The sequence below is a fragment of the Tenacibaculum agarivorans genome, from assembly GCF_001936575.1.
Lineage (GTDB): Bacteria > Bacteroidota > Bacteroidia > Flavobacteriales > Flavobacteriaceae > Polaribacter > Polaribacter agarivorans.
Genome location: NZ_MSMP01000024.1, coordinates 43,136 through 68,959, shown reverse-complemented (window position 1 = coordinate 68,959; position 25,824 = coordinate 43,136). Strand labels below are relative to the sequence as shown.

Sequence of the window (25,824 nt, the reverse complement as noted above, 5' to 3'; positions counted from 1 at the left end):
TTTAATGATAAAGTACTGTAAATTTACGAAATGATACGCATTTTACCTATTTTTTAATAAGAAAACGACCAGGATATTTTAGAAAATGAATAGACCTGAAAACATATGTTTTTCTAAAAAAGATTAAGGGGTAAAAATAGGAATTTTCTGTATTAAAGTAATTTTTTATATTTGATAATTCTCTAAAAAATTGATAGTCGAATAATTATTTCATCCACATGAAGTTTGTCATTTTAACTTTATAAACAACGAAGTTAAGATGTTAGGAATTTAGAGTAATTTTTCATGAATATTATCATCTTAGATTATAGTTATTTAGAAGATTTTGACTCATGATCATTTGATTATGAAAACAAAAATAGAATAGAATATTAAGTGTGAAATGTTGCAATTAGTATACTATTTTAATGAAAACCCAACCAATTAACCAAATAATGGAAGAAACTAAAGCAGAAAAAGAAACAAGACTCAAAAAAGAGTACTTGGTAGAATATCTAGAAAAACACTTAAAAGGATTCAGTAAAAGAGCCGATTATAATAGAGTTGCTTCAATTAGGCAGCATGGTATAGTTACTTTTTTAGGAGCAGCTATCACAATACTTTCAGGCTTAAATATCAATATTCAAAAAGTAGATAATATCATCAGAATCATTGTATTGGTTTTAGGTGCTATTGTAACGGCTATTGGAGCCTATAAAACCTTTTTTAACAACAAGGATTTATGGATAGAAAATACCATGACCAGTAATAAATTGCGTAAAATAGAAAACGATTATAATTTTTTTATGACAGGAAAAGAATTAAAAGATGTCACTGTAGCCGATATCGAAGGTTTCAAAGATGAGATAGATAAAATTTTAAATGAAGCCAATGACTATTGGAAAACTACAAGACAAAAAGAATAAGAAATATGCCGAATTTTTCTGATGTAAACTTAGTAACTCAAAAAGAAAATTTAGAGGGAATAAAAACCTTACCATTATCTCACAATTGTAATTTTCATCATGTAGAAGGGATTTTAAATAAGAAAAAGATAGAAGCGAAGGACTGTAATATTTTCAATGATAAATTAGCCTATTTCTTTTATGGTAAACCTTCATACTTTAAAGAAGCACATAAAATCCCAGTTTTTTTACTTTTTGAATTTAAAGACCTGAAAACCGAGCATCGTATTGCTCCTTTTGATACTGGAGCATATTATAATGGGCTGCTAGACGGAGTAAAAAAAGAAAGTATAGAAGATGGGAAAGATTCTATTAGCTTAGATAAATTCTGCTATTTATCTAAAGAAGGAGAAAATTCTGAAGACTATAATAAAAATGTAATATCTTATTTTTTTGATGATAATTTGAACTATTACGATAATAGTATTAAAGATGATATAGAACATTATAATGCATGCTCTCTTCATTACGAATATATAGCGGTAGAAGGATTGTATAGTAAAGATTATGATGATAGAGCAACTTCTATAGAAGTCCAATTTCGAGACGATTTTAGTATTGAAAGGAATAAACTAATTTATGCTTTTATTCCTAGAGATATGGCAAAAGCTTGGACTCCAAAATTAAAAAATATTAATAAAGATGTACAAATAGAGGTGTATCTAAGAACAAAATTATCAGGAGGAGTTACAAAAATGGCAGGAATTGCGAATCAGGCAATCAAAAGATTTTTAGAATCTAAAAACTTATTATAGTATGATGTCTTATACGCTATATGGTTATCTAAAAATTTCTGAAGAAAGTAGTAAAGGTTTTTTAATTCCTGTGGTAACATCTGGTGGAAAAAAATATTCTTTGGAAATTAATGAGAATAATGTAATTAACGATGTTATAGAGTTAGATGATGTGTATGCAGATTACATTAGTAATGATTTTGAAGGCAAGAATTATTTTGGAGGAGTCATAAGAAAAGGAGAAGAAGCTTTTTTTATGTATCAGGTAAATGACTTATTATTTATTGGGACTAAAGAAAAATTAATAGATGAATTGACTAATAATTTTAACAACTTTATACATGCCTTAGATTCATTCAATAAATACGATTTATTCAATTTTTTAGGAATTTCAGCTCAAGCTGAAATAGAGAAACAAAAAATAAAAAAAGAAGAGAATTTACTTATTGCAGAAGAACCCTTTACACAAATATCAAAAGAGAAAGTAAATGGACTAATTAATATTCCAAATCTAATCATAGAAAAAGATTCATATTCTCAACTATTTAACAGATATCCAAGTCTACATAACATTTTTAGTGATCATAATTTAAATGTTAGGATAGGTACAAATTTGGTTAATAAAAATGATTTAAATCATTATTTAGAAACCAAAGGAGTGTTAAATTCCTTGGTAAATAGATATTCAATAGAGATCTATATTTTAATGAAGAAACAATGTGGAGGAACTTTAGAGTTGATTAAGGAATTACCAGCATTAAAAAATCATACTCTTGAAGCCACCACTAGAGTTAAAAGTTTGTACAGTAGTGATGTAGAGTTTTCTTTAGGGGAAGAATTTATTCCTCATATGTTAGCATCATTAATTGATGTTAATGAAAAAAATACAAGTCCATCCATCTTAAATATGAGATTTGAATCTAAATTTTTTATTCAAGAAGATATAAAGGATGAAGAAGAAAGCTTTGATATAAATCCAGATAAGGAACAAGAAATAGATGCAATTAAAGAGATGATTCTAAAAAATAATAGGTAATGAATAAGATATTAAATGATAACCCTTTTATAAAGAATCTTGAAAAAGATGATATTGAAGATCTTATTAAAGATAATCAGTTACGAAAAGATAAGGTTAATATCTATTTTGTAGTTGATACCTATGATATTATTGAATATTGTTTTCCTTTTCAGGCTGATAATAAAAGAGAAGAATATGAGCTAAAAACAAAGTTAATAGCTTATGAATATTTATTTTTTGATACAGCATCAAAACCAATAGTACCTGATGAATATTTAGCAGAATTGAATTCTTTCATGCATTCGTTAAAAACAAGTACAGATAATGCTATTGATGCGTTTAAAGATATTGAGAAACTATTTAAAGAAGAGAAGAATGGAAAAATAGATCTTGATTTTTTCTCTAAGAATATTACTACATTTTTAGCCATACAATATGATTTATTGAGTCCAGATTCTTTAAAAAGATATCAAGAAATATATAATGATAGATTAGACATCTTTGATATTTCTGTTCCCAATAAACACGATAAAGAAGTACTGCTAAATTTGTTTTTAAACACTAAGAAATCAGATTTAAGCAAAGAAATTTTTGAGGACTATTACGACGAGGTAAAATATAAATTCATCAAACAGAATTCAAATTCAGATGATATATTCAGAAATCTCAACAATACTTACAAAGATATTATTGTAATTGATAGACTGATTCAAATAAATAATAGTTTAGAAGAAAAAAATAGACAAGGAGAGTTAAAAGAAAAATATCTATTTCTTTATGTTTCTTCTACACCAACAAAATCAAAAATACTATTTGATCTACCATCCATAAATAATAATTTACCTGATTTATATGGTTATAAGAGCTTTAATTTTTTAAGAAATGCACCGCAAATTTATTTGCAGGCGATATCAAATTTTAGTGATCATCAAAGAGAAGATGATATTATCAATTTCTTGAAGCAAATAGTAGCAAATCAGGAAAGTATTGATAGTATTCATCACTTGGAAGAAGAAGTACAAGAAACAGATTCTGATTTTATAAAGAAATTGGCAGATATGAGATTAACCACAAGAAATCAGTTTGATATTGTTTCTAAAATGAATAGGTTTTATGATAATAAAGATAAGCTGACACAGGTTATAGATGATTTAAAAAATAGTAGTGGTACTAATAGTAAAGCTTTTCTACGATTTAAAGAGTATTTAGGAGAAATAGGCAAATCAAAAGAATTCAAAAGAAAATCGTCTCAAGTATCAGAGTATTTATATCTCCACACCGCTAATTCTGAACTACAGAATAAAATATTGGAGTTAAAAATGTCGGATAAAGATATTATACCAGATTTTGGAGAAGATATTGTAAGGAGTGAATACCAACATTTACCAATTCTTATTTTCTATAGAAGGCAAACAATATTAAGTAAAACCTTATGGTCTGATTTATTAAAAACGATTTCACATTATTTATTAGAACCTAAAAAAGAAGACAAAGAAAAATTCATCTCAGCGTATGAAAAAATTATTCGTAATGTAGAACGTAAAAAAAGTACATCACCTATTGAAGTATCGGTTATCTTATATTACTTAAGTCTTATTTTACCTGATTCTAAAACAGGGAATGAAAAGCATTTAATCTATCAGTTAGAAAATTTAAAAGAGATTATAGAGTTCTCATCCATAAAGCAAGAGTATGATGCTGAAAAAAAATCGTTTAATCAAAGAAGGGTCGATAGTAAATATAAATTAGAGATTAATTATTTATTAATTTGGTTATACAGGCGTAAAAAGATGTTTGATGAGTCTATAGCCCTAGCAGACGAAACACTTAAAGTCTATAAAAATGATCCGAGAATTATACATGGAAAAGCATTAGCAATTATAGCAAAAGCATATCCTAAAAGAGAGGATGAAGATATTTCTAAGGAACTGTTAATGAGTAAAGATTTACTTGAAGAAGCATCTATATTATACGAATTAGAAGATGTAGAAAAGAATATATTGATAAGGAAAACATTAATAGCAATTTCTAATGGAGTTTGTTACTCATACAATAACTTATTTTCACTAAAAAGGGATAAAAAATATTTGAAAAAAGCAAAAAAGGCTTCTACAGAATTTATGCGTAGATTTAATAAATTCAGCGATAAACCGATAACTGAATTCCCCGCTTTTTGTGATAATTTATGTTGGCTGAATTTATTTTTATCTGAAGAGGCATTAGAAAAGAATAATATAAAAGAGGCTACAACATATTATACTCAAGCTGATCGTTATTTTGAGGTTTGTAAAAACAATCCAGAAGTTTATGAAGGTCTAGAAGCTAGTCATTTTAATGATTTTAAATCGAGATTAAAATCATTAAAGAATGAAGTTATAAAACAATCATAGTCTGCTTACGAGAATAGTAGGGTTTTTGAGAAAAAGAAATTTAGAGGGAAAATAGAAGTATATTTTTATAGAAAAACAGATTTCATTTAGAAAAGAAAAATGAAATCTGTTGTGTTTCTTTCTCGATATGTCTTTCTAAGAAGGTTTTATTTTTTTTGATCATAATGCCTTTAACTCCCTACAAGAAAAATCAGTGTGAATGCTATTTGAAGTCTTGCAGCATCTATGTTTTTTTATATGATTACGTCTGTTTAAAATCTTTTAATTTATAGTAATGAATGGCTTCTTTTTTCAAAGGGTTTGTACTCCAATCTTTCCACTCATTAGTATGTGGGTTGTAACCACATTTTAGAGGTTTAGAATTTAGGTTCTTAGGATCTTCGGTATACGCTCTGCAATCTGTACAGATATACCTGAACTCACATGTTTTGCAAGTATCTACTTTGTCTTTTGGAATATTCCAAACAGCAGTAAAATCAGAATTATTTAGAGTTTGTTTAAGTGTATTATTTTCAATATTTCCAAAACTTTGTGTCATAGAAGGACAATTCTTAATTTCTCCATCTATATCAATTGCTATTTTTCTATTTAGGCAGGAGTTATAATGTTGTGATTCTGTAAAGGTTTTTAAATTAATAGAAAAGTAGTTCATGGAAATTACTCCACAGTGACTAGAGGAAATTATTTGTTGTTTTGTATGAATAAAAATTTTATCATCTGTAATTTTAATTATTTCATCATCAAAACTTGAATGGATACATATAAGCGAAATTCGTAGGTGTTCTTTAAACCAATTTTCCATTTCTTCTTGTCGAATCCATTTAGTATTAGGTATATAAATTTCTAGAGAATTGATTATACTCTCTTTTTGGTTTAAAAAATCTAAAATTTTCAATAAAAATTCTTTTTCAATAGGATCATAAAATCTGAATTGTATATGTTTACAATGCAACATATCTAGTTGATTCAGTACTTCAAAAATGTTGTAATTAGAATTTTTATTCCAGTCTATTATGGCATTAGAAACTTTATAAGGATAATCCCATTGTAAATTCATTGCAGGAAAACATTCTGGATGATCTGTAAAAAAGACACAATTGTTTTCATTTAAATACTCTATATACTCATCTATGATATCATCATACTGGTTCTGATATGCTTCTTTTATATCATCAATGGTTTTTCCAAAATGATCTTCAATAAGTTCATATAAACTATTAGGGATGTAATGTATAGATTGCATTTGTAAATCACAAATAACTGATCTGGTAACTCCTTTTACTGGTATGCATGTACTATATAGTTGTATCTTTTTATTCAAAATCTATAATCTTTGAGATTGAAGAATAGTGCCTAGGAGTATTTACAATGGTAGTATTATATAACTTTACTTTTATACCTGTATAGTTTTCGCTACCGGAGCTAATTATTTTTGAAGTCGAGGTAATTTTAGTCAACATTCTATAATTTACAGGAAGTTTTTCTAAATCTTTTGTAGAAAATTCAGTATAAAATTTTGTGTTGTTCATAATTGTTGTAGTTCTTGGGCAATGGTTCTTTCTATATAATAATTACAAGGAGAAGAAACCATACCAAATTGTCCGGAAGGATTTACTTCTAAAAAGTAATAATCACCTTTGGTGTCTACTATCATATCAATTGAACCAGTATCTAGATTTAATTTTTTCATAGTTAATAAGAGTTTATGCTCTATTTCTTTTGGTAGTTGATAAGGAACTCTACGATTGGGTATTTCATCATCATTTTTACGTACATCTATCCTCGATTTTTCATTTTGTTGAGAAAAAATTGCCATACTATAAAAGCGATCTTTTAAAAAGAAAATTCGTAATTCATATACTTTTACAATATTTTCCTGAAACAAGCTTGGAAAAAATGTATCTGATAGGTTATCAATAAATTCTTTAGATACTTCTTCTGTATATCCATCTATTATAAGATGATCAGAGATAAAAGAAAGAGAGCAACCAATATCTTTTGTGATAATATTTTTTTTACAATTCTTAAAAAAGAGCAAAAGTTCACTTTTTTGTGCAGTAATTATTGTGTTGGGAATATGTAAACTATTTTGTTTAGCAATGCTAAGTTGTGTTAACTTTCGATCTTTAAGCAGATAGTTGCCAATAGACGGAACAGAATTATTTTTAAACCATTGTTCTAAAAATCGAATCATTTCAGACCATTCTTCATGTAAATGTTGTTTAATACGATTCTTTAGTTGATTGTTCTCTATAGAAATAGAAGGATATTTATATTTTATTCTAGCTCTTCTGTACCATACAGCTTTAATTTTTGTTGACTTAATTATTTCTTTTTTATATTTTAAAAGAATGTAATTATTGCTGTAATCGATATGTGCAATTTTTAAATCATATGCATTTGCACGTATAACAGAAGTTTGATAACCAATACACCAATCCAAAACTTGATTGGTGGTAATGTCTGATTTTTCTGATAAGATTAGGATCATTCTAAATAGTATGGTTATATTGATTGTGCTAAAAAAGAAAAGAGTCAAATCAATGACTCTTTTCTATAGGTTTAACTTCTAGGCATTAATCGAAGACAATGTAATCTTCACGGTAAAACTGAATTCCTCCATTAGGTGTTACTCTATCTCTAATTATATTTTTAGAAAGATTTTTGTCATTAACAGGTCTTCCTCCAAGAAGTTGATTCATAGATTTACCATCTAATTGGGTACTTTTAAAATCTGACAGTTTTGTTAGTTTTTTCATTTGATAAAAAGTTTTTGAATATGCCTACTCTGTATGGTTTTCGGCTTCCCCTTTTATTTTTAATAGGTAAGTTGTATTAGCTTTAAGGTTTTTTAAATTAATAGTTGTTACTCATAATAAAAGTAAACGTTATTAAACCCAATAGAAACCTTGAATAGCAATATGGACACTTTTAAAGTAAAATTGGTTATTAGGATAAAGCATTTGGTAAAAAAGAATGGTTATTTATATACGATTGTACTTATTTTAATATTCTTTTCTTCATTAAATACCCTGATGAAATAAATACCTTTAGAAAGTTTAGAAATATTTAATTTATGAACATTACTCATTAATTTTTGATGTAAAAGAATTTTTCCTGATAGATCAATAACTTCTAATTGTGTGTTTTTATTAATCGGTTGATTTTTTATAGAAATAGTAAATGATCCAGAAGAACTGGGGTTTGGAAAAACAGAAATGTTATCTTTTTTATTAGAAATAGTTGAAGGTTTTTCTTTTTCTGAAGATAAAGGTGCTACATATAAATCAAGAAGATAGTTGCCTTTGTAAGCTTTAAATATATCGTTGTTAGGCAAATTTTCTTCATTTAGTAATACAGTTTCTAAATCAGTCTCGTTCTGTCTTGAAGAATACTGATTTACAAAAGGCTTGTTTGATAATGCTTGTAAAGGTTTACATTTATTAGGTGTAGGATATATTCTACATTTAGTAGTTAAATTGGGAAATATAACATTACTATCTACACAAGGAGAAATACTATGCATTACATCAATATAATTTAAAGGAGCTGTATTATTGAGTTTTATATGCCTGTATTGATTTAAAGATAAACAATTTAACCCTATTGAGTAGTCAAAAATATTACCAGCAAGTTTAGAGCAGTTACCTATATCAGCTTGTCTACCGATGTAATTTACATTATTATGTCTATAATGTTCAACATTGATAGCAAATAGATTATTTTTAGTAAAATCATTACACGATATTTGGGTTTGCATATTAGGCCCTTGTACTTGAATTGCTACATATGTGTTTTTAAAAGTATTTAAGTATAAATTACCAGTAGCACCATTATTTATTGTAAATAATAAATTTTGCGGTATGGATCCTATTTGAGAATTAATAATACCATAACTAAAATTAGCTCCTTTAAATTTATTTTCAGTTATGATATGGTTAACACATCTATTTGAATGAACACCCCAACCAACGGCAAAGTTCGTTATCCCATTGCCAAGTGTATCAGTTATTTCAAATTCATTTTTTGCTATAATATCGCCATTACTTCCAGAGGAAGAAATACATTTGTTAACGTTTATAAATTTGCTTCTTTTTATTTCTAAAGAATTAGGTAAACTATTAGAACCATAATTATCAATTCCTTTATATAGGTTTTTAAAAATATTAGGATTTGAGGTTACAGGTACATGACCTACAGATAAGAAAGAATAGAAACTAATAATGCCAGTTCTATAATCTCTTATATCATTTAATGATGTTTGTTTATTAACAAAATTATTGCCATATAAAAATTCAACTTTAGAATTTTTTAAGTAAGTAAAACACCTCATTTTATCAAATAAAATATCGTCGTTTGTTTCAAAATGGCATTCTGTAAAATTTATTGTAGCATCCCCTCTATCAGTAGCTTCTAAAGCAATTTCATTATTAATGAAATTGCTATTGTATGCATGTACTATACCTCCGTCTTTTACTTGTATTGCTTTTTTAGCATTTTTGATAACACTACCATTTGCTATATATAAAGAACCCTGATCAAATAAATTTACACTCATTAGAGGATTACCTTTAACTACTATTCCATTCCAAATAGAAGAATTACACATTCCTTCTATGGTAGAATTAATTAGGACTAATCTTCCTCTAGGTTCTATGATGATTCCAGAATTTTCTCCTTCAAATTTTAAGGTAGAGTTTTGTATAGTAACTATACTTCCTGCTTTTACATATTTAACTCCGGCAGAACGAAAACTATTTATACCATTCATATTATTTAACGTATTAAAGGAGGGAAGTGATCTAGGATCTAATTGAGGGTGATAATGAATCCTTTTTTCTTTGGAAATTAATTTACCACTACAATTATCTATGTATGATAATTTAATTATATATAGTTTACAGGTTTCCCATGTAAAGCCAAACCTAAGAGCGAAATTAAAACTTGTAGAAGTAGAAGGCACACTTATAGGTGCATAAGATGAATATGGGGTAGTAATTTGCCATGTCATAGTAGAAGCATCTATAGGAAAATAAGGATTTGTGTTATTTATATAGCCAATCCAATAACCATCATGATTTAATATAATTTCGAAGTCAACTTCAGTCTGACAGTTTGTATTGTTTATTTTTTTAGTTGAAAATTTATCTGTAGTGTAAGCGCTTTTTTGTGAAAAAGAGAAGAAACATGGTATTAAAATAAATAAAGTAAGAATTAGATTTTTCATGAATAAGAGGTTTTAAGATTTACTTATATTATTCAAGTAAAAATAGTTTCTCTTTAGAGTAATTTTCTTACAAATAAGAATATGGAGACTCATCCCTAAAAATTGGTTGTTTTAAGAGAGTATTTGGTAGTAAAGGGAGGTAAGAAAAAGTAATATTCTATTGCTGTAGAGTAGCTAAAAATGTTTTGCGACTCCTTCTAGGGACGGAAATTTTAATAGTATTCTCTAATATAATTGTTCCTTCATTGTAGTATTTGGTGACGTAATTAAGATTGACGATATTGGATTTTCCAATTTCACAGAATTTAGTGTTGTTTTTTAGAATTTCACAAAAGTGTTTTAAAGGTTTAGAAGAGGTAATTTTAGAACCATCTTTACAATATACATCTGTGTACCCATAATCAGATTTTAAACAGATAATATCAGAAGTTTGTATAATGGTTAAAGCACCTATTTCAGGAATTGTTATACGTTCTGTTTTAGAACTAAGATGCTCGATTTTTTCTAAAAAAGAAGTTATATGTTGCTTATCACTATATGTTCTCCTTTTTAAGTAATATCTGTTAACTGTAGTTTTTAGTTCATCTATAGTAATAGGCTTTAAAAGATAATCAAAGGCATGTACTTTAAAAGCTTCTATGGCATAAGTAGTATAGGCTGTAGTAAAAATAACATCAAAATTAATTTCTTCAAAAGATCTAAGTAACTCAAAACCATTTAAACCAGGCATCTGAATATCTAAAAAAACTAAATCTGGCGCAAGTTTAAGAATAGTACTTTTTGCATTCTTTACATCATTTATAACAGATAAAATAGTAATACCTGTAATATGGTTTTGGATATGGTTTTTTAGAGTTTCCCCAACCATATACTCGTCATCTACAATAATAGCATTAATCATATTTATAATGTTAGTTTTACTTTAGTCCCACAATTATTTTGATGTGCATCAAAAATATCAGTGATTTCGGTAGTTTGTTTTTTGATTTGGTTATTATTAATTAAATATAATCGTTCTTTGAGTAAATCCATTCCTAACGATTCTTTTTCTGGATTTTTTATTAAACAAGAAGCTTGTCTACCGACACCATTATCCACAATTTCACAAATAAGTCTGTTATTTTCTGTATAAATGGTTAAAGAAATGATTCCATTTTTATCGTTCTTAGGCATAATACCATGCCATATGGCATTTTCTACGTACGGTTGAAGTAGCATAGGAGCAATTCTAGTCGTTTTTACATCTACATTATCATGAATAGTAATATGAAAAGAGAAAGCATTTTTCAAACGTTCTTTTTCTATAGTAACATAAAGTTTTAGGGCTTCTATCTCTTGATCTAAAGAAATAGTTTCTCTTTGAGTATGTTGAAGAATACGTCTAATGAGTGATGAAAATTGATAGATGAAATGCAGTGCTTTATCAGTATTGTTTTCTTGAATATAATACTGAATACTATTCATGGCATTAAAAGTAAAGTGAGGATTCATTTGAGAACGAAGAAGCTTTAACTCCGTTTTAATAACGCGTTGTTTTAAATATTCTCGTTTTTTTATTCTTTTAATGCGGTAGTAAACGAATATGACAATTAGAAAAATGAAAATAAGTAGGGAGGACAATATAAAATGTAAGGTTTCCCAAAAATGAGGTTTTTTAATAATGTTCAGTGTTCCTATTTCAGTACTAGAAACTCCTTGGTGGTTCACAGCTTTAATTTCAAAAGTATAATTACCTGCAGGAAGTGTTGAATATTGTACAGATCTATTTTTAGTGGTACGCCAAGTGGTATCTAAACCTTTAAGACGGTATTTATATTGTAAATCTCCTTGTTCTCTATAGGAAAGGCCTAAGTAATTTATTTGTAATAAATTATTGTTTGGTGGGATGATTATATTTTTATGATTTGTTACGAGATTATCATCAATGTTTACCTTTTCTATAAAGATTTTTGGGATGTATGTTTTTTTTGAATAATCTGTATGGATGTATGATAATCCTTTGTCTGAAGCTACCCAAATTTTATTGTCAAATTCATGTATGTCATTAATTTGGTTAGAAATGAGTCCATCTTTTTGTGTAAAATTATCAATATTAGTATAATCATCTAGTTTAATACCTGATAATCCTTTTTCGGTAGCAACCCAAACCCGTTTTTTTCCAATGTACAATCCCGTACAAATATTACCGAGCAAACCAATATTGGTTGTTATATTAATTACACTGTCTTTATCAATAACAATGACCCCTTTTTCTTTCGTAATCATCCAAAATCTACCAGTTTTATCTTTATTGATTTTGTCAATACGAGTTTTAAAAATAGGATTTTCATCTCCTTTAAAAAAGATTTTCCAAGTGTCATTTACTTCCCATAAACCTTGCCTAGAAGCTATGTAAATGGTGTTTTTGTCTTTATAGCAAATGTTTTGTATAGCAATATTTTCTTTTGAAAAACTGTAAGAAAAAAGAGGTTGCCTATGTTTGTTAAACATATGTATTTTTAATCTAGAGTATAAAGTAAACTGATTATCGTTAAAAGAAGATATATATCCACCTTTGGGGAGATGGTGGAACAACGGCTTATGATCTATGGTTTTTAGTGTTGCATCTATAATATCATTGTAAGCAATTGTATCTCTAAAATTATATAACCTTCCATGAAGTCTGTTAAAAAGAGCATTTTTAATTTTTGCAAACTTATAGTTGTTTAATAGCTTAAATATATTACTATTTTCAGATCTTAAATACAACGAAGAAGAGTTGCTAACCATATTAACAATAGCTTCATTTTCATAAGCGTTAGCATGAATATTATAAATTATTGTTTTAGGCTCATAAAATACACCTTTATCATGTGTTGCCGTCCAAGTGCCTCCTTGATGATCTGTAATGGCATTGATGAAAAAAAAATCTTTGGTTTCAATAGGCTTAATAAATGGGGGTGAGTCTAGAATAGCGAAGATCTTTTTTCGACTCATGTTATTAAAAACATATTGGTTTTTATTCTCCTCTATAACAGTTCCAGTTATTCTACCTTCGAATTTGAAGTGTATAGTTTTTAGTGTTTTTGAATTCAGATCGAAAATTAAGGCTTGATGATTATAAGAATTGTAAATTACATTATTATGAATCAACCAACTGATACCAGCGTAGCTTTTTCTTGTTTGATGATCTGTTTTTTTTGAAGGAAGAATAACTCCTTCTTGCGAATAATTTAAAATGTATTCATTGTCAAGTAACTTGATAGCATAACTAATTTCATTATTTTTTTTATAGTGTTTTCCAGAAAATATATATCCTTTATCATCTATTTGTCTCAAGGCATATTGTTCTTTTGTGGGGGTTACTTTTAGTTTGTTTTGCGTACTAAAGGTTGCTTTAAATTCTCCTTGGGCGCTACCAATCCATAGGATGTTTTTAGCATCCAAATACAATGATTTAATGTGCCCAATATCATTGTAATGAATGTCATAATCAACTGCATATATTTTGCCATTGAAGTAATAGGACAGTTTACCATTGAATGATAAAAACCACAACCGTCCTAAAGTATCCTCATAAAAATTAAAAATAGTATTATCACCTAAACCGTCTTCTACTGTATAATTTATAAACTCATATCCATTGTATTTACTGACACCTTTATCGGTGGCAATCCAAATAAAATGATGCGCATCTTCATATACCTTGTATGTTTCATTACTAGGTAACCCTTCATTAGTTGTAAAATGATAGGTATAAGTTTGTTGAGCAAATGAAAGAAGAACAAAAAAAAGTGCAACTACTAAAGGCAATCTTTTTTGAAAGAAAATGCCTGCAAAAAAATGGGGATTAAAAAGCATGTGGGGGACTATAAAGTTATTTTGATTTAGTTGTTGATTAAAAAACCATCAAATATAGTACCGAATTCAACTCTTTTTAAGCTGAATTCTTTTTCTATGAATATCAATTTCTAATACTTTCACTGTAACCTGTTGTTGTAAACGTACAATTTTATTGATGTCGTCTACAAACGTATCTGATAAATTAGAAATGTGAATCAATCCACTTTCCTTAATTCCAATGTCTACAAAACATCCAAAATTAGTAATGTTATTCACAATACCAGGTAATACCATTCCAACTCTCAAATCGTCTATAGTTTTTACCGTGTCATCAAAAGAAAAAGCTTTGGCTTTTTCTCGTGGGTCTAGTCCTGGTTTTTCCAGCTCCTTCACAATATCTTTAAGCGTCGGTAAACCAAAAGTATCAGTTACATAGTTTTGTAACTTAATCTCTTTTAGTTTAGTAGTGTTCCCAATTAGGTTTTCAGTTTTTAATCGTAAATCTTTAGCTATAGTTTTTATCAAAGTATAACTTTCAGGGTGAACACTAGAATCATCTAACGGATTATTACCTTGTTTAATACGTAAAAAACCTGCTGATTGTTCAAAAGCTTTTCCTCCTAAACGAGCTACTTTTTTAATATCGTTTCTAGTTTTAAAAACACCATTTTGATTTCTGTGATTGACAATGTTTTCAGCTAGTTTTGGTCCAATACCTGATACATAACTCAATAACGATGCGCTTGCTGTATTGATATTTACACCTACTTTGTTTACACAATGTTCTACTACGGTATCTAAGGATTTCTTCAATTTATTTTGATCTACATCATGTTGATATTGCCCAACACCAATAGATTTTGCGTCAATTTTAACCAATTCAGCTAACGGATCCGCTAAACGTCTACCTATAGATATAGCACCACGTACAGTTACATCTTCTTTAGGAAACTCATCTCTAGCAATTTTAGAAGCTGAATAGATAGAAGCACCCGCTTCGTTTACAACAAAAACCTCTAAATTTTTAGTGATTGATATACTTTTTACAAAACGTTCTGTTTCTCTAGAAGCTGTTCCATTTCCTATTGAAATGGCTTCAATGTCATACTTTTTAATTAAATGCTCAATAGTATGAGCTGCCTCGGTAGTTTTATGTTGAGGGGCATTAGGATAAATAGCGGTATTATCTAATAAATCTCCTTGTGCACTTAAACAAACTACTTTACATCCAGTTCTGTACCCAGGATCAATGGCTAAAATTCGTTTTTCACCTAAAGGAGCTCCCAATAATAATTGCTCTAAATTCTTTTTAAATACAGTAATTGCAGCTTCATCTGCTTTTTCCTTGGCTAAATTTACAGCTTCAGTAGTTAAAGAAGGTAAGAGCAAACGTTTGTAAGCATCGTCTACAGCCGATTGGATTTCTGCGCTACATTCATTATTGCTTCTAATTAATTTTTGATCGATTTTTTCTAATACTCGATCGTCATCAATTTCTATTTTTACTCGTATGAATCCTTCTTTTTCTCCACGTAAAATAGCTAATAATCGATGCGAAGGAATACGACTTAAATTTTCAGACCAATCAAAATAATCCTTAAATTTCTGTGCATTATCTTCTTCTTTTTTTGTTTTAATTATTTTGGTAGTAATGGTAGAAAAACGTTCTAACTGATAACGAATTAAATTTCGAATATCCGTACGCTCGTTAATCCATTCAGCTATAATATGTCGTGCGCCTTCCAAAGCTTTATCTACATTCTCAACATTATTATTTATATACTTAGAAGCAACATAATCTAAATCATCACTGCGTTGACTCATTATGATTTTAGCTAAAGGCTCTAATCCATTATTACGAGCAGTTTCGGCTTTGGTTTTACGTTTCTTTTTATAAGGAAGGTATATATCTTCTAAAGTGGTTAAATCTTTAGCATTTTCTACTTTAGACTTTAAATCACTAGTCAACACTTCTTGTTCTTCTAGTGCTTTTAAAATCGTAGTTTTTCTTTTTTCAAGAGCTTCAAAAGTTTCTTTTAGTGCTACAATTTCTCCGATTTCAACTTCATCTAAATTTCCTGTTCTTTCTTTTCGATAACGAGCAATGAAAGGAACAGTACAATCTTCATTTAATAACTCAACTGTATTTTGAATACTTTTTTCTGAATATGAAGTTTGAGAAGAGATATAAGATATAAGTTGCATATATACGTATTGAATTTATACTACAAAGAAAGGTTGAAAATTTGTTTTATTGTATATCGAAGTCTGAAAATTTAACGGTATTGCTAGTGTCGAAACTATCTATTACTTCTTGATCAATTTTAAAGTTCTCGTTATCTTTTATATAGCAATTAGAAAAATTATAACTGGATTTATCGTTAAAATTGATGAGCTTTCCAAAATAGGTTTTATTTCCAGAAATTTCGCTACCATCAATATAAATAGTACTATCGTATAAATTGATAATATGACTTTCTAAATTATTATTTTCAATTTTTGAAATGTTAAGGTAGCATGATCCAACATTATGTAAATCGATTCCTATATTATTACAATTGTAAATAGTAGTTTCATTAATGGTAATATAATCCACTTCATATGCAAATACACCTTCAGTACCTGATCCATTTAGTGAACAATTATTTACCATAACATTTTTATCCATACTGAATTTGAGTACTGGAGCGTTAGGTCCACATTCTTGGAATTCAGGGTTGTTATGTACAACATCACAGTTTTCAATAGTTAAATTTTCATTTTTCAGAAAAGATAAAACAGGAGAATATTGATTAGCAATTGTGAAAGTAATGTCAGGGACAATACCCTTTATAACTAAATTTCTAGTGTTTTTTATGATCAAGTGAGTGTCATTTTTTAAAAACAATTCTCTAGGTTGTAAGGTATCTCTTTCTTGAAAATCAAAACCATGATACGAAGCAATTCCTGTTCCATCAAACTTAAAATACTCATCCTGATATTCCAAATAAGCATCATCTGAATTCTCCACAGGGACCCAGTGAAACCTATTGAATAAATTCACCATTCCATTTGTGATATCAATATTTTTTGTGATTAATAAAGTACGGTCGTCACCAAGGTTATCAATAAATTCTTCAAAAGAAGAAATTTCAATTTCTAAATGATTTGAAGAGGCCTCTTCTTCTATAATTTCCTCTGTTGATGTGAAATTTTCTTCAGGAATTTTTTCGATAAATTTAGGATCATTCTTTGTTGTTAAAAAATAGTAAGTAACAGAAAAGCTTAACAATAATAAAAAGATTAATCCAAGAATGGTTTTAGCATTTAATTTCATATACAGTTATTTATAAGCTCTCAATCAAAGCGTCACAAATGTAATAAATAAATTAAAAGAAAATTTCCTGCGCTAATCGAAACGTATTGGCATGAGCTTCTACTATAATTTTAATATCTTTTGAGTACCCGCCGCCCATACTACACATTACTGGTATTTTTTGATCATAACAAGTTTGTAATACAAAACGATCACGTACCGCACAGCCTTCTATAGAAACACTAAGCTTACCTAATTTATCGCTTTCTAAAATATCGACACCACAGAGGTAGAAAATAAAATCAGGTTTATGATCAGCAATAAGTAGTGGTAGCGTTCTTTTCAAAATAGAAAGATATTCATCGTCAGAAGTTTCACTTTCTAAGGCAATATCTAAATCAGACTGTTCTTTATGAAATGGATAATTAGCCTTTCCATGCATAGAAAATGTATAAACAGAAGGGTCATCACCAAAAATTTCTGCAGTTCCATTTCCTTGATGAACATCTAGATCTACAATTAAAATTCTATCAGCTAAGCCCTTTTGTTGTAAATAACGAGCAGCAACTGCTTGATCATTCAATAAACAAAATCCTTCACCGCTATTAGAAAAAGCATGATGAGTTCCACCAGCAATATTCATAGCAATACCATTCTCTATAGCAAATTCAGTAGCTTTCATACTTCCATCAGCAATAATCATTTCTCTAGCAATTAGTTGTTCACTTAGAGGAAAACCTATTTTACGTTCTTCTTTTTTTGATAAAGTAATGTTCAATAAATCAAAAAAATATTCAGAGGTATGAACAGTGAAAAAATGCTTGTTATTAGGTATTTCTGGCTCAAAGAAATTATCTTCAGTACAGGTACCTTCATACATCAATTGTTGAGGTAACAAATCATACTTTTCCATGGGGAATCGATGATTTGCAGGCAAAGGGTGATTGTAAATTTCATGGTAGGCGATCTTAAGCATAGTAGCTATAAAGTTTAGAGCTAAATTACAGATAAAAGATTATATAGCTTGTGTGAAATTTGATTTCTAGGGTATATGATGGTTTATTTATATGTATAAATCTTAATCTGAATAGACTAGTAATAGTTTGTTATTTATTTTCACTGTATTCAGTGAGAATAAAATAGAATTGTTCTAATAAGTTTGCATTGTTAAAGTAGATTAACCATGAAAAAAACAGCATACCTTTTATTACTAACACAAGTATTTGTTTTTTGTCAAAATAAAGAAAGTCAATTAGCATTTTCTGCATTTAAAATAATAGACAAAGAAGATTTTTCATTTATTGATTTGAATGAGAAGGGTGAGGTGTATTATAATATATTCGGTGAAAAATTAGTAGCAAAAATTGATAAAAAAGCTAGTGTTATTCTATCTGATAAAGACGAAAAAATGTTATTAATAGGTAATGAAACTGTAACAGATGCAAAAGGTGAGTATGTTTTTTCTATTAGAAAAGAAGGAGATAGAAAATTTCGTTTTTTTAAAGAAAAAGGATATAGGAGAACAAAATCAGATGATAAAGTTTTTGATATAGAATGGTCATCAGAAGGCGTATTGTTTATAAATGGAAAAGAGGATGGAACTAAAATAGAGTTTTTAGAACTTCCAAAGCTATATAAAGTACCATCACTTTTATTGTTAATGTTACATCCAGGAATTGGAGACTAAACTATTTTGTATTTAAATTAATGGAGATGTTATTTTACCTTAATCATTGTAAGATACCTATTTAGAATATATCGATAATCCCAATACATAAAAACCTCATGAGATTTAAAGTAAATTTATTTAAAAAACTAATATGTTGTGTTTTAGTAATTAGTTTGTGTAATTGTTCTAAAAAAAGTGAACAAACGATTTCAGAAATTCATAATCCTTTAGAAAATCCGGATAATGGACCAGCGGCTGGAAACCCCAACGGGAATTCATCAATACCCAACGAAGCTAATTTAGAAGATGTTTCTAATCCAGATACAGTGGTAGGAAATGGAACACCAGAAAGTTGTACATGTGAAGCTGTGGTTGAAGCAGTAGCGAAAGGAGGAAAAATAGTATTTAATTGTGGATCAAAGCCAGTAACCATAAAAATGGATAAACCAGCTAAAGTATTTAATAATGCAAATGATGAAGTAGTAATAGATGGTGGTGGATTAGTCACCTTAAGCGGAAGTGGAAAAACAAGAATTTTGTATATGAATACTTGTGATAAGAATCAAGTATGGACAACAGCGAATTGTCAAAATCAAGATCATCCTAAACTAACAGTTCAAAATATAACATTCGCAGACGGAAACTCGACAAATGAAAATGAATATGATGGTGGAGGAGCGATTTGGGTAAGAGGAGGAAGATTTAAAATAGTAAACTGTCGATTTTTTAATAACAAATGTCAAAATGTAGGACCTGACGTTGGTGGAGGAGCGGTAAGAGTTTTTAGTCAGTATAATAAATCTCCAGTTTACATAGTCAATAGCACTTTTGGAGGAGCTGAGGGGTATGGAAATGAAGGATCTAATGGAGGAGCGATTAGCAGTATTGATGTTTCTTGGACAATTATTAATAGTGTATTCTCTCATAATAAAGCAGTAGGAAATGGAGGGAATCCAGCAAGTCCAAATACACCCGGTGGAGGTAGTGGAGGAGCAATTTATAATGATGGGAATACAATGACATTAAATATTCAAGGGTCTATATTAGAAAACAATGAAGTAGTAGCATTCGGTTCATCTATATTTTTTGTGAGTAATAATAAAACAGGAGATATTGTAATTAACGATTCTACAATCAGAAATAATATAGGTGGGTCATGGTATCCAGTATATCCAAGTATTTCTATGCATAAAGAGACACCTATAAAAGTTACCAATTCTATTATTGAGTAATTAATTTTAAGATAAAGTAAATCTAGAAATTAGTTTACTGTAAAAACCCCTGAATTCAGGGAGGTATTTTATTTAAATTGATCTTAATTTTGGAGGACTATTTACCAAGTAAATATAGTAATCAATCAATCCCTAAAAATGAAAACCCAACATCAGTTTTTTGTGTTGTTAAGTTTCCTTACTGTAGGAGCTACAGCACAAGTTAAAGAAAGAGTTTCTTTAGTTACCCAACAATTTAAAACTTCTACAACAGATCACAGTGTTGTTATTAATACAGAATTTGTTTCTTGTAAATCCTTATCTGTTGAAGATGTCGAAAATCCAAATGACCTGAGATTTCAAGTGTTACCGAATCCCATTAAAGGAGGTTATTGCGAAATAAAATTCCCTAATAGTTACCAAAAAGCTAAAGTTGTTATTATAGAAACTTCAGGAAAAGTATTACACGAAGTAGAGGTTTCTGTAAATCAGCCAAAAGTTTTTGTTGGTGATTTAGCTAAAGGATTTTACATTTTACAACTTAAAGCAAGGGGGCAGAAAGCAATATTTAAAATTATCAAAGAATAATTTTTTATTACTAAATTATTTAGAATCCAAGTTTGGATGGCACTTGTGATTGCAATGCTATTATGTTATAGATATTGGAAGAAAAAATAAGACTACACACTTAAAAAGTATGAAAACTTCTATGCTTATGATGAGAATAAATGAGTTAAAAAGAAGTATAGGTACAGTAGATCAACATGAAATATAAAACTTTACAAAATATATAATTGATATGGGTATTGGGCCCCATAAGGTAATTACGTCGTATAATGACAAACCTGTTTTATTACTAAAATAATAAAATAGGAGTGAGTATCCCTCAGCCTTGGGACGCAAAACGCATGGGGGTGTCAGCGTTCCAAGGCACTTTTTATACAATTTACAGATAATTCAGATTCTCATAATGTAGCCGTGAAGTAAATTAATCAAGAATAGAACGAATGTTTTAATAGTATTCTCAAAAATAGTGCTGAAAATATAGTGTATTGTGAATTTTAAACTTGTTTTTTGAACTTTTAATAAATGATGGAAACAACTATTTTTTTCACTGAAAACGGGGTAAAAGTAAAAGTGTTTTAGTTCTAGTTTTGAAGTATCAATCATTTAAATAGTATATAATCTCCTAAAAACAAAATTTATGAAGAGTACATTAAAAATCTAAAAGAAAGTACTGCTTACAAAGTATAATATCAGTATGCAAATTCTTTAACTTCAATTAAAAAAATAACCTTATAGTTCGCCTTAAGTAAGGAATATTACTAAAAAAGCAGATAAAATATTAATTAAGAAACCAGATTTTGCAAGGATCTAGTTACTTGTTATTGTCTAATACTCATTGAGTAAGGTAAATTTAAAAAATGAGAAGTAATATTATGTTTTACTTCTTTAAATCAATCAAAAAAATGAAATTAATTTTAAATATAAGTGCTGTGTTATTGTTTTTTAATACATCTTTTGCACATAAAAAATGTATTTTAAAAAAAGAAGACGTACCCACAGTATATACTTATCAAGCAGAGGATAGGACAAACCAAAACAGTACGAATAATAAGAATAATCACCTAGGATTTACAGGAACAGGATATGTAGATTTTGGAGGAAAAGACAGTTATGTAGAGTGGGATGGAATAATAATCTCAAAAAGTGAAAAAGTAAACTTTTCTTTTAGGTATGCTAATGGTTCAAATGTGAATCGTAGTTGCGAATTGTTTATAGATAACACGAGTTATGGTATTATCGACTTTTCACAAGTGGCTTCAGGAGATTGGAATCAATGGGGAATTATTGAAAAAATGATAACACTCGCTTCAGGAGAGTATAAAGTAAAATTAGTAGCCAGTACAAATAGTGGTGGGCCTAATTTAGATAAAATGGAAATTGTTACGAGTAGTATTGATGATGATACTGAGAATGATAATACTTCTGAATCGAAAGGAGCTGATCATAAATTTACTTTTGATGTAGGATTAGCAAGTTGTTCAGCTGCTCATCAGGGTGGTAGCTCTACAGAATCAGAAGGAGTGAATTATAAATTCACTTTCGATACCGAGTTAGTGATTTGCGCAGCAACACATTCTAATATAGCTGCTAATGAAAAGACATTCATTAATGAAAAAAACTTGAATAAGAGAAATTCATTTACCATTTGGCCTAATCCAACAGATGGAGAACTAATTTATTTACAGTTGCAAGAACCTATTGAACAAGAAGTACAAATTACGGTGTATAGTATATCAGGAACAGCAATATTTAATGAATATAAACCAAAACTAGAGGGGACTCGATATTCTCTTAGTTTAAAAGATGTGCCAAAGGGTGTTTATATTGTTAAAATCGTTACTGCAAAACAAAATTTACAATCAAAATTAATTATTAAATAAAAATAAAAAGAAACTCTATTTTCATGAAAAGTATAGCAAAAAAATATAGTATACTACTCATCATTGTTTTTATGAGTGTTAGCAAAGTAATTGCACAATTAGAAATTACAGCTAGAAATAATGAAACCTTAAAACTAACAGCTAGTCATTTTGAAGGAAGTCAAGAAATACAATGGCAATACTCAAGTAATAAGGTAGATTGGAATGATATTGAAGGAGCAACTACAAATAATTATGTAATAACCCTTAAAGGTTTACCTAGATATTATAGGGCTAGAATAGAAACACCTAATTGTGATACCTTTTATTCTAATGCACTTCTTGTTAAAAAGCCTGTCTTAGAAAAATTTTTATGGTCAGAGCTTGCTACTTGGGGAACAAGGGGTAAGCCTGAAGCAGGAGAAGAGGTTATGATTCCTAAAGATAAACATATCATCTTAGATGAAAATCCTCCTGCACTTGGTAAAATAATGGTCATGGGGACACTTGAATTTGCTCGTAAAGATTTGTCTTTAACAGCAGAAAATATTATGGTACATGGAGGAGAATTCATAGTTGGTACTCCAGAAGAATCTTTTACACACAAAGCAATCATCACATTGACAGATACGGATACGGAAGCAGCTAATACACGTGGAATTATGGTAATGATGGGAGGTAAATTAGAATTACATGGAGCTTCACCAGCTATTGCTTGGACTAAAATAAACGATCATGCAGAAGATGGAGCAACTAAATTAGTATTAAAAGAAGGAGTGAATTGGAAAGTAGGAGATGAAATAGTTGTTGGCCCAACGGATTTTTATGAAGCTGCCAATGGAAAATCAATTACACAACGCATAAAAATTAGTGCTGTAAATGGTAAAAATATAAGTTTAGAAAAAGGGTTAGAAGCTTTTCATTGGGGAAAATTACAATATGCAACTAACAATGGAATGAGTCTTACTGAACAAAATATAGTACCAACACCTGAAGGAGACTTTTTGTATGGAATACAGCCCAACAATCCAAAGGTATTAGATCAAAGGGCTCCAGTAGGTAACTTAACAAGGAATATTGTTGTGCAATCCCCAGATGATGCTGCATGGAAAGATCAAGGATTTGGAGTACATATTATGATTATGCGTGAATCAGAGGCCCATTTAGATGGTGTTGAAATTAAAAGAGGAGGACAACGAGGAAAGTTAGGTCGTTATCCTTTTCATTGGCATATGTTAAGTTATAAAGGTTCTGAAAATTTAGGAGATGCAACTGGTCAATACATAAAAAACTCAACCATAAATGTATCGATGAATAGAGGAATTGTAGTACATGGAACCAATGGAACTTTAGTGCAAAATAATATTGTTTATGATGTTAAGGGCCATGGAATTTTTACAGAAGATGCCGCAGAACGTAGGAATACATTCGATGGTAATTTAGTGTTAAAAGTTAGGAATCCAGAAAAGAAGTTTGCCTTAAAAAAACATGAATTAAGTGGTGACAGAAAAGGGTCTTCAGGTTTTTGGATTAGTAATCCAGATAATACTACAAAAAACAATCATGTAGCAGATAGTGAAGGTAATGGCTTTTGGTTAGCTTTTCCTGATCGTCCTTTTGGAGAAAGCGCAGGGGCTTTATATGAAGATGGAAAAATAATGAATCCTGGAAAAATGCCTTTTGGTACATTTGAATATAACACAGCTCACTCTTGTAAAGCAGATGCTTTACATAGTGATAATCCTGAAAAAGATGAAGAAGGAAATACACGACCATCAGTCTATACAGCTGAAAGATCAGGACGTCCTGGTAACCATAATGGTAACGACATGAGTAGCTGGTTACGTTTTGCCATTAAACGATTCAGCGGTTGGAAAAGTACACATGGAATTTGGGATCGTGCAAATTTTGTAAATACTTTGGAAGCAACAGCTGCTGATAATTTTGAAACTTGTTTTGCAGGCGCAGGAAATAGAGGTTTAATTTTAGGTGGTTTAGTTGTGGGAAGAAGCTTAAACTATGCAAAAAATGAATCTTCTAGAAATAATAGCCCTGTTAGAAACGCTTTTGCTAGTTATCATCATACCTTTGATGTACAAGGGAATATAGCTATTAATTTCCCTCCAATATTAAATAAACGTTCTGGTGTTTTTGGTATGTATGATTATTATGTTAGACCTGTAGAAAAAGGACATTGGTTAAGTGTAGGGAATATTTTAATTAATAGTCACCCTGGTGTAAAAATAACTGCAAATGAGTCTGAAATAAGTTGGCAAATAGGTGGTGACACTCCTCACGTAACTTTTTCAGGAGCAACATGGGATTATCATGGGTATTGGGGGCCTAAAAAAAATTATTTAGTTTATGATAGACCTTTTTATTATGGTAAAGATCAAAAAGATATTCAAGTGTTGGCACCTTGGAGTAAAGAATTAAATGGAGGAGTTAGTGTTCCTGGACCTTTTTATGGTTTAGATGAAGCAGATATTAAAGCAGCAAATGGATCATCAGAAAATCTTACGGATATGATATTTACACGTTATGATGAAAATTTAAATGTTGTAGATAAAATTCAATTGTATGAAACAACAAAGGCATCAATCCAGTGGTTTAAACATGCTGCGTTGCAAAAAGGTGGGATTTTTGAGGTGAGTTATCCCAGTTTGGATGGTATATATGATTTACAAGTTACGCTAGATAATCTTAGACTAGAAGAAGATGAAATAGTCTTAGCTATTGAGTTTACAGGAACTAAAAACGCAAAAGTATTTGCTGAACGTAGCTTTACTGATCACAAATTACAAGATTACACAAAAGTTAATAGTTTACAAGAAGTAAAAAAGGCTAATGAAGCTAGCTATTGGCAAGATAAAACAAACAATAAAGTATGGATTAAAGTAATAGGTGGTTTAGTTAATTTCCCTTTAAATATTAATGCAAGATGGGAACCACATATATATCAAGGTTTTGATATTAGAATTACAGAAGATAAATAGCTTAATAGAATATAAAATTTGTTTTTAAAATACTCATATATAGTATTTTTCCCTGAAAACAGGGTGTTTTTAAAAATAAGATGAAGCTATTT

At 29.2% G+C, this 25,824-nt stretch carries 19 protein-coding genes; 9 read left to right on the top strand and 10 right to left on the bottom strand.

Translation table 11 applies throughout. From position 1 onward, the window contains the following. The first annotated feature begins 434 nt into the window (after positions 1 to 434). Genes BVC87_RS16820 through BVC87_RS16805 form a run of 4 tightly spaced genes read left to right on the top strand, consistent with a single transcriptional unit; the run spans position 435 to position 5,086 of the window. Positions 435 to 905: an SLATT domain-containing protein gene (locus BVC87_RS16820; protein ID WP_159439376.1), complete on the top strand. Its 471-nt coding sequence runs from the start codon at positions 435 to 437 to the stop codon at positions 903 to 905. A 5-nt stretch (positions 906 to 910) separates the two neighbouring features. Continuing rightward, positions 911 to 1,699: a hypothetical protein gene (locus tag BVC87_RS16815; protein WP_143569815.1), complete on the top strand. Its 789-nt coding sequence runs from the start codon at positions 911 to 913 to the stop codon at positions 1,697 to 1,699. Between the two features lies 1 nt (position 1,700). Further along, complete coding sequence (locus tag BVC87_RS16810; RefSeq protein WP_075343567.1) at positions 1,701 to 2,714, top strand: hypothetical protein; 1,014 nt, start codon at positions 1,701 to 1,703, stop codon at positions 2,712 to 2,714. Beyond that, positions 2,714 to 5,086, top strand: coding sequence for a hypothetical protein (locus tag BVC87_RS16805; RefSeq protein WP_075343566.1), 2,373 nt, complete (start codon positions 2,714 to 2,716; stop codon positions 5,084 to 5,086). Before BVC87_RS16810 ends, BVC87_RS16805 begins: the two co-directional genes overlap by 1 nt. A 241-nt stretch (positions 5,087 to 5,327) precedes the next feature. Here the strand turns inward: BVC87_RS16805 and gwsS are convergent, their stop codons facing one another. The 10 genes from gwsS to BVC87_RS16755 form a co-directional block, all read right to left on the bottom strand. Then, positions 5,328 to 6,407, bottom strand: coding sequence for a grasp-with-spasm system SPASM domain peptide maturase (gwsS, locus tag BVC87_RS16800; RefSeq protein ID WP_075343565.1), 1,080 nt, complete (start codon positions 6,405 to 6,407; stop codon positions 5,328 to 5,330). Beyond that, positions 6,400 to 6,615 (bottom strand): hypothetical protein, encoded by a 216-nt coding sequence (locus tag BVC87_RS16795; protein ID WP_075343564.1) that lies wholly within the window; start codon positions 6,613 to 6,615, stop codon positions 6,400 to 6,402. The genes gwsS and BVC87_RS16795 overlap by 8 nt, the downstream gene beginning before the upstream one ends. Continuing rightward, positions 6,612 to 7,577, bottom strand: coding sequence for a grasp-with-spasm system ATP-grasp peptide maturase (gwsG, locus tag BVC87_RS16790; RefSeq protein ID WP_075343563.1), 966 nt, complete (start codon positions 7,575 to 7,577; stop codon positions 6,612 to 6,614). Before gwsG ends, BVC87_RS16795 begins: the two co-directional genes overlap by 4 nt. A gap of 85 nt (positions 7,578 to 7,662) precedes the next feature. Next, positions 7,663 to 7,845, bottom strand: coding sequence for a hypothetical protein (locus BVC87_RS16785; protein WP_075343562.1), 183 nt, complete (start codon positions 7,843 to 7,845; stop codon positions 7,663 to 7,665). Between the two features lie 221 nt (positions 7,846 to 8,066). Then, entirely contained in the window at positions 8,067 to 10,313 is a 2,247-nt protein-coding gene (locus BVC87_RS16780) for a T9SS type A sorting domain-containing protein (RefSeq protein WP_075343561.1), read from the bottom strand. A 157-nt stretch (positions 10,314 to 10,470) separates the two neighbouring features. Further along, positions 10,471 to 11,214 (bottom strand): LytR/AlgR family response regulator transcription factor, encoded by a 744-nt coding sequence (locus BVC87_RS16775; protein WP_075343560.1) that lies wholly within the window; start codon positions 11,212 to 11,214, stop codon positions 10,471 to 10,473. 2 nt (positions 11,215 to 11,216) lie between these two features. After that, on the bottom strand, positions 11,217 to 14,153 hold the full coding sequence (locus tag BVC87_RS16770) for a sensor histidine kinase (protein WP_083629562.1): 2,937 nt from the start codon (positions 14,151 to 14,153) through the stop codon (positions 11,217 to 11,219). Positions 14,154 to 14,219: 66 nt separating this feature from the next. Next, the gene (locus BVC87_RS16765) at positions 14,220 to 16,340 is read right to left on the bottom strand and encodes a Tex family protein (RefSeq protein WP_075343558.1); all 2,121 of its coding nucleotides are present in this window, start codon (positions 16,338 to 16,340) and stop codon (positions 14,220 to 14,222) included. Positions 16,341 to 16,386: 46 nt separating this feature from the next. After that, positions 16,387 to 17,451, bottom strand: coding sequence for a right-handed parallel beta-helix repeat-containing protein (locus BVC87_RS16760; RefSeq protein WP_075343557.1), 1,065 nt, complete (start codon positions 17,449 to 17,451; stop codon positions 16,387 to 16,389). 52 nt (positions 17,452 to 17,503) lie between these two features. After that, positions 17,504 to 18,406, bottom strand: a complete 903-nt coding sequence (locus BVC87_RS16755; RefSeq protein WP_075343556.1) for a histone deacetylase family protein — start codon at positions 18,404 to 18,406, stop codon at positions 17,504 to 17,506. 207 nt (positions 18,407 to 18,613) lie between these two features. On the opposite strand from BVC87_RS16755, the gene BVC87_RS16750 reads away from it, so the two are divergent. From BVC87_RS16750 to BVC87_RS16730, 5 genes are all read left to right on the top strand, one after another. Next, the gene (locus BVC87_RS16750) at positions 18,614 to 19,117 is read left to right on the top strand and encodes a hypothetical protein (RefSeq protein ID WP_075343555.1); all 504 of its coding nucleotides are present in this window, start codon (positions 18,614 to 18,616) and stop codon (positions 19,115 to 19,117) included. A gap of 98 nt (positions 19,118 to 19,215) precedes the next feature. After that, positions 19,216 to 20,331 (top strand): hypothetical protein, encoded by a 1,116-nt coding sequence (locus BVC87_RS16745; RefSeq protein ID WP_075343554.1) that lies wholly within the window; start codon positions 19,216 to 19,218, stop codon positions 20,329 to 20,331. Positions 20,332 to 20,469: 138 nt separating this feature from the next. Then, positions 20,470 to 20,898: a T9SS type A sorting domain-containing protein gene (locus BVC87_RS16740; RefSeq protein ID WP_075343553.1), complete on the top strand. Its 429-nt coding sequence runs from the start codon at positions 20,470 to 20,472 to the stop codon at positions 20,896 to 20,898. An 881-nt stretch (positions 20,899 to 21,779) separates the two neighbouring features. Then, positions 21,780 to 22,757, top strand: a complete 978-nt coding sequence (locus BVC87_RS16735; protein ID WP_075343552.1) for a T9SS type A sorting domain-containing protein — start codon at positions 21,780 to 21,782, stop codon at positions 22,755 to 22,757. Between the two features lie 23 nt (positions 22,758 to 22,780). Continuing rightward, positions 22,781 to 25,732 carry a G8 domain-containing protein gene (locus tag BVC87_RS16730; RefSeq protein ID WP_083629559.1) on the top strand — a complete coding sequence of 984 codons (2,952 nt, stop codon included), beginning with the start codon at positions 22,781 to 22,783 and terminating at the stop codon, positions 25,730 to 25,732. Positions 25,733 to 25,824 lie beyond the last annotated feature (92 nt).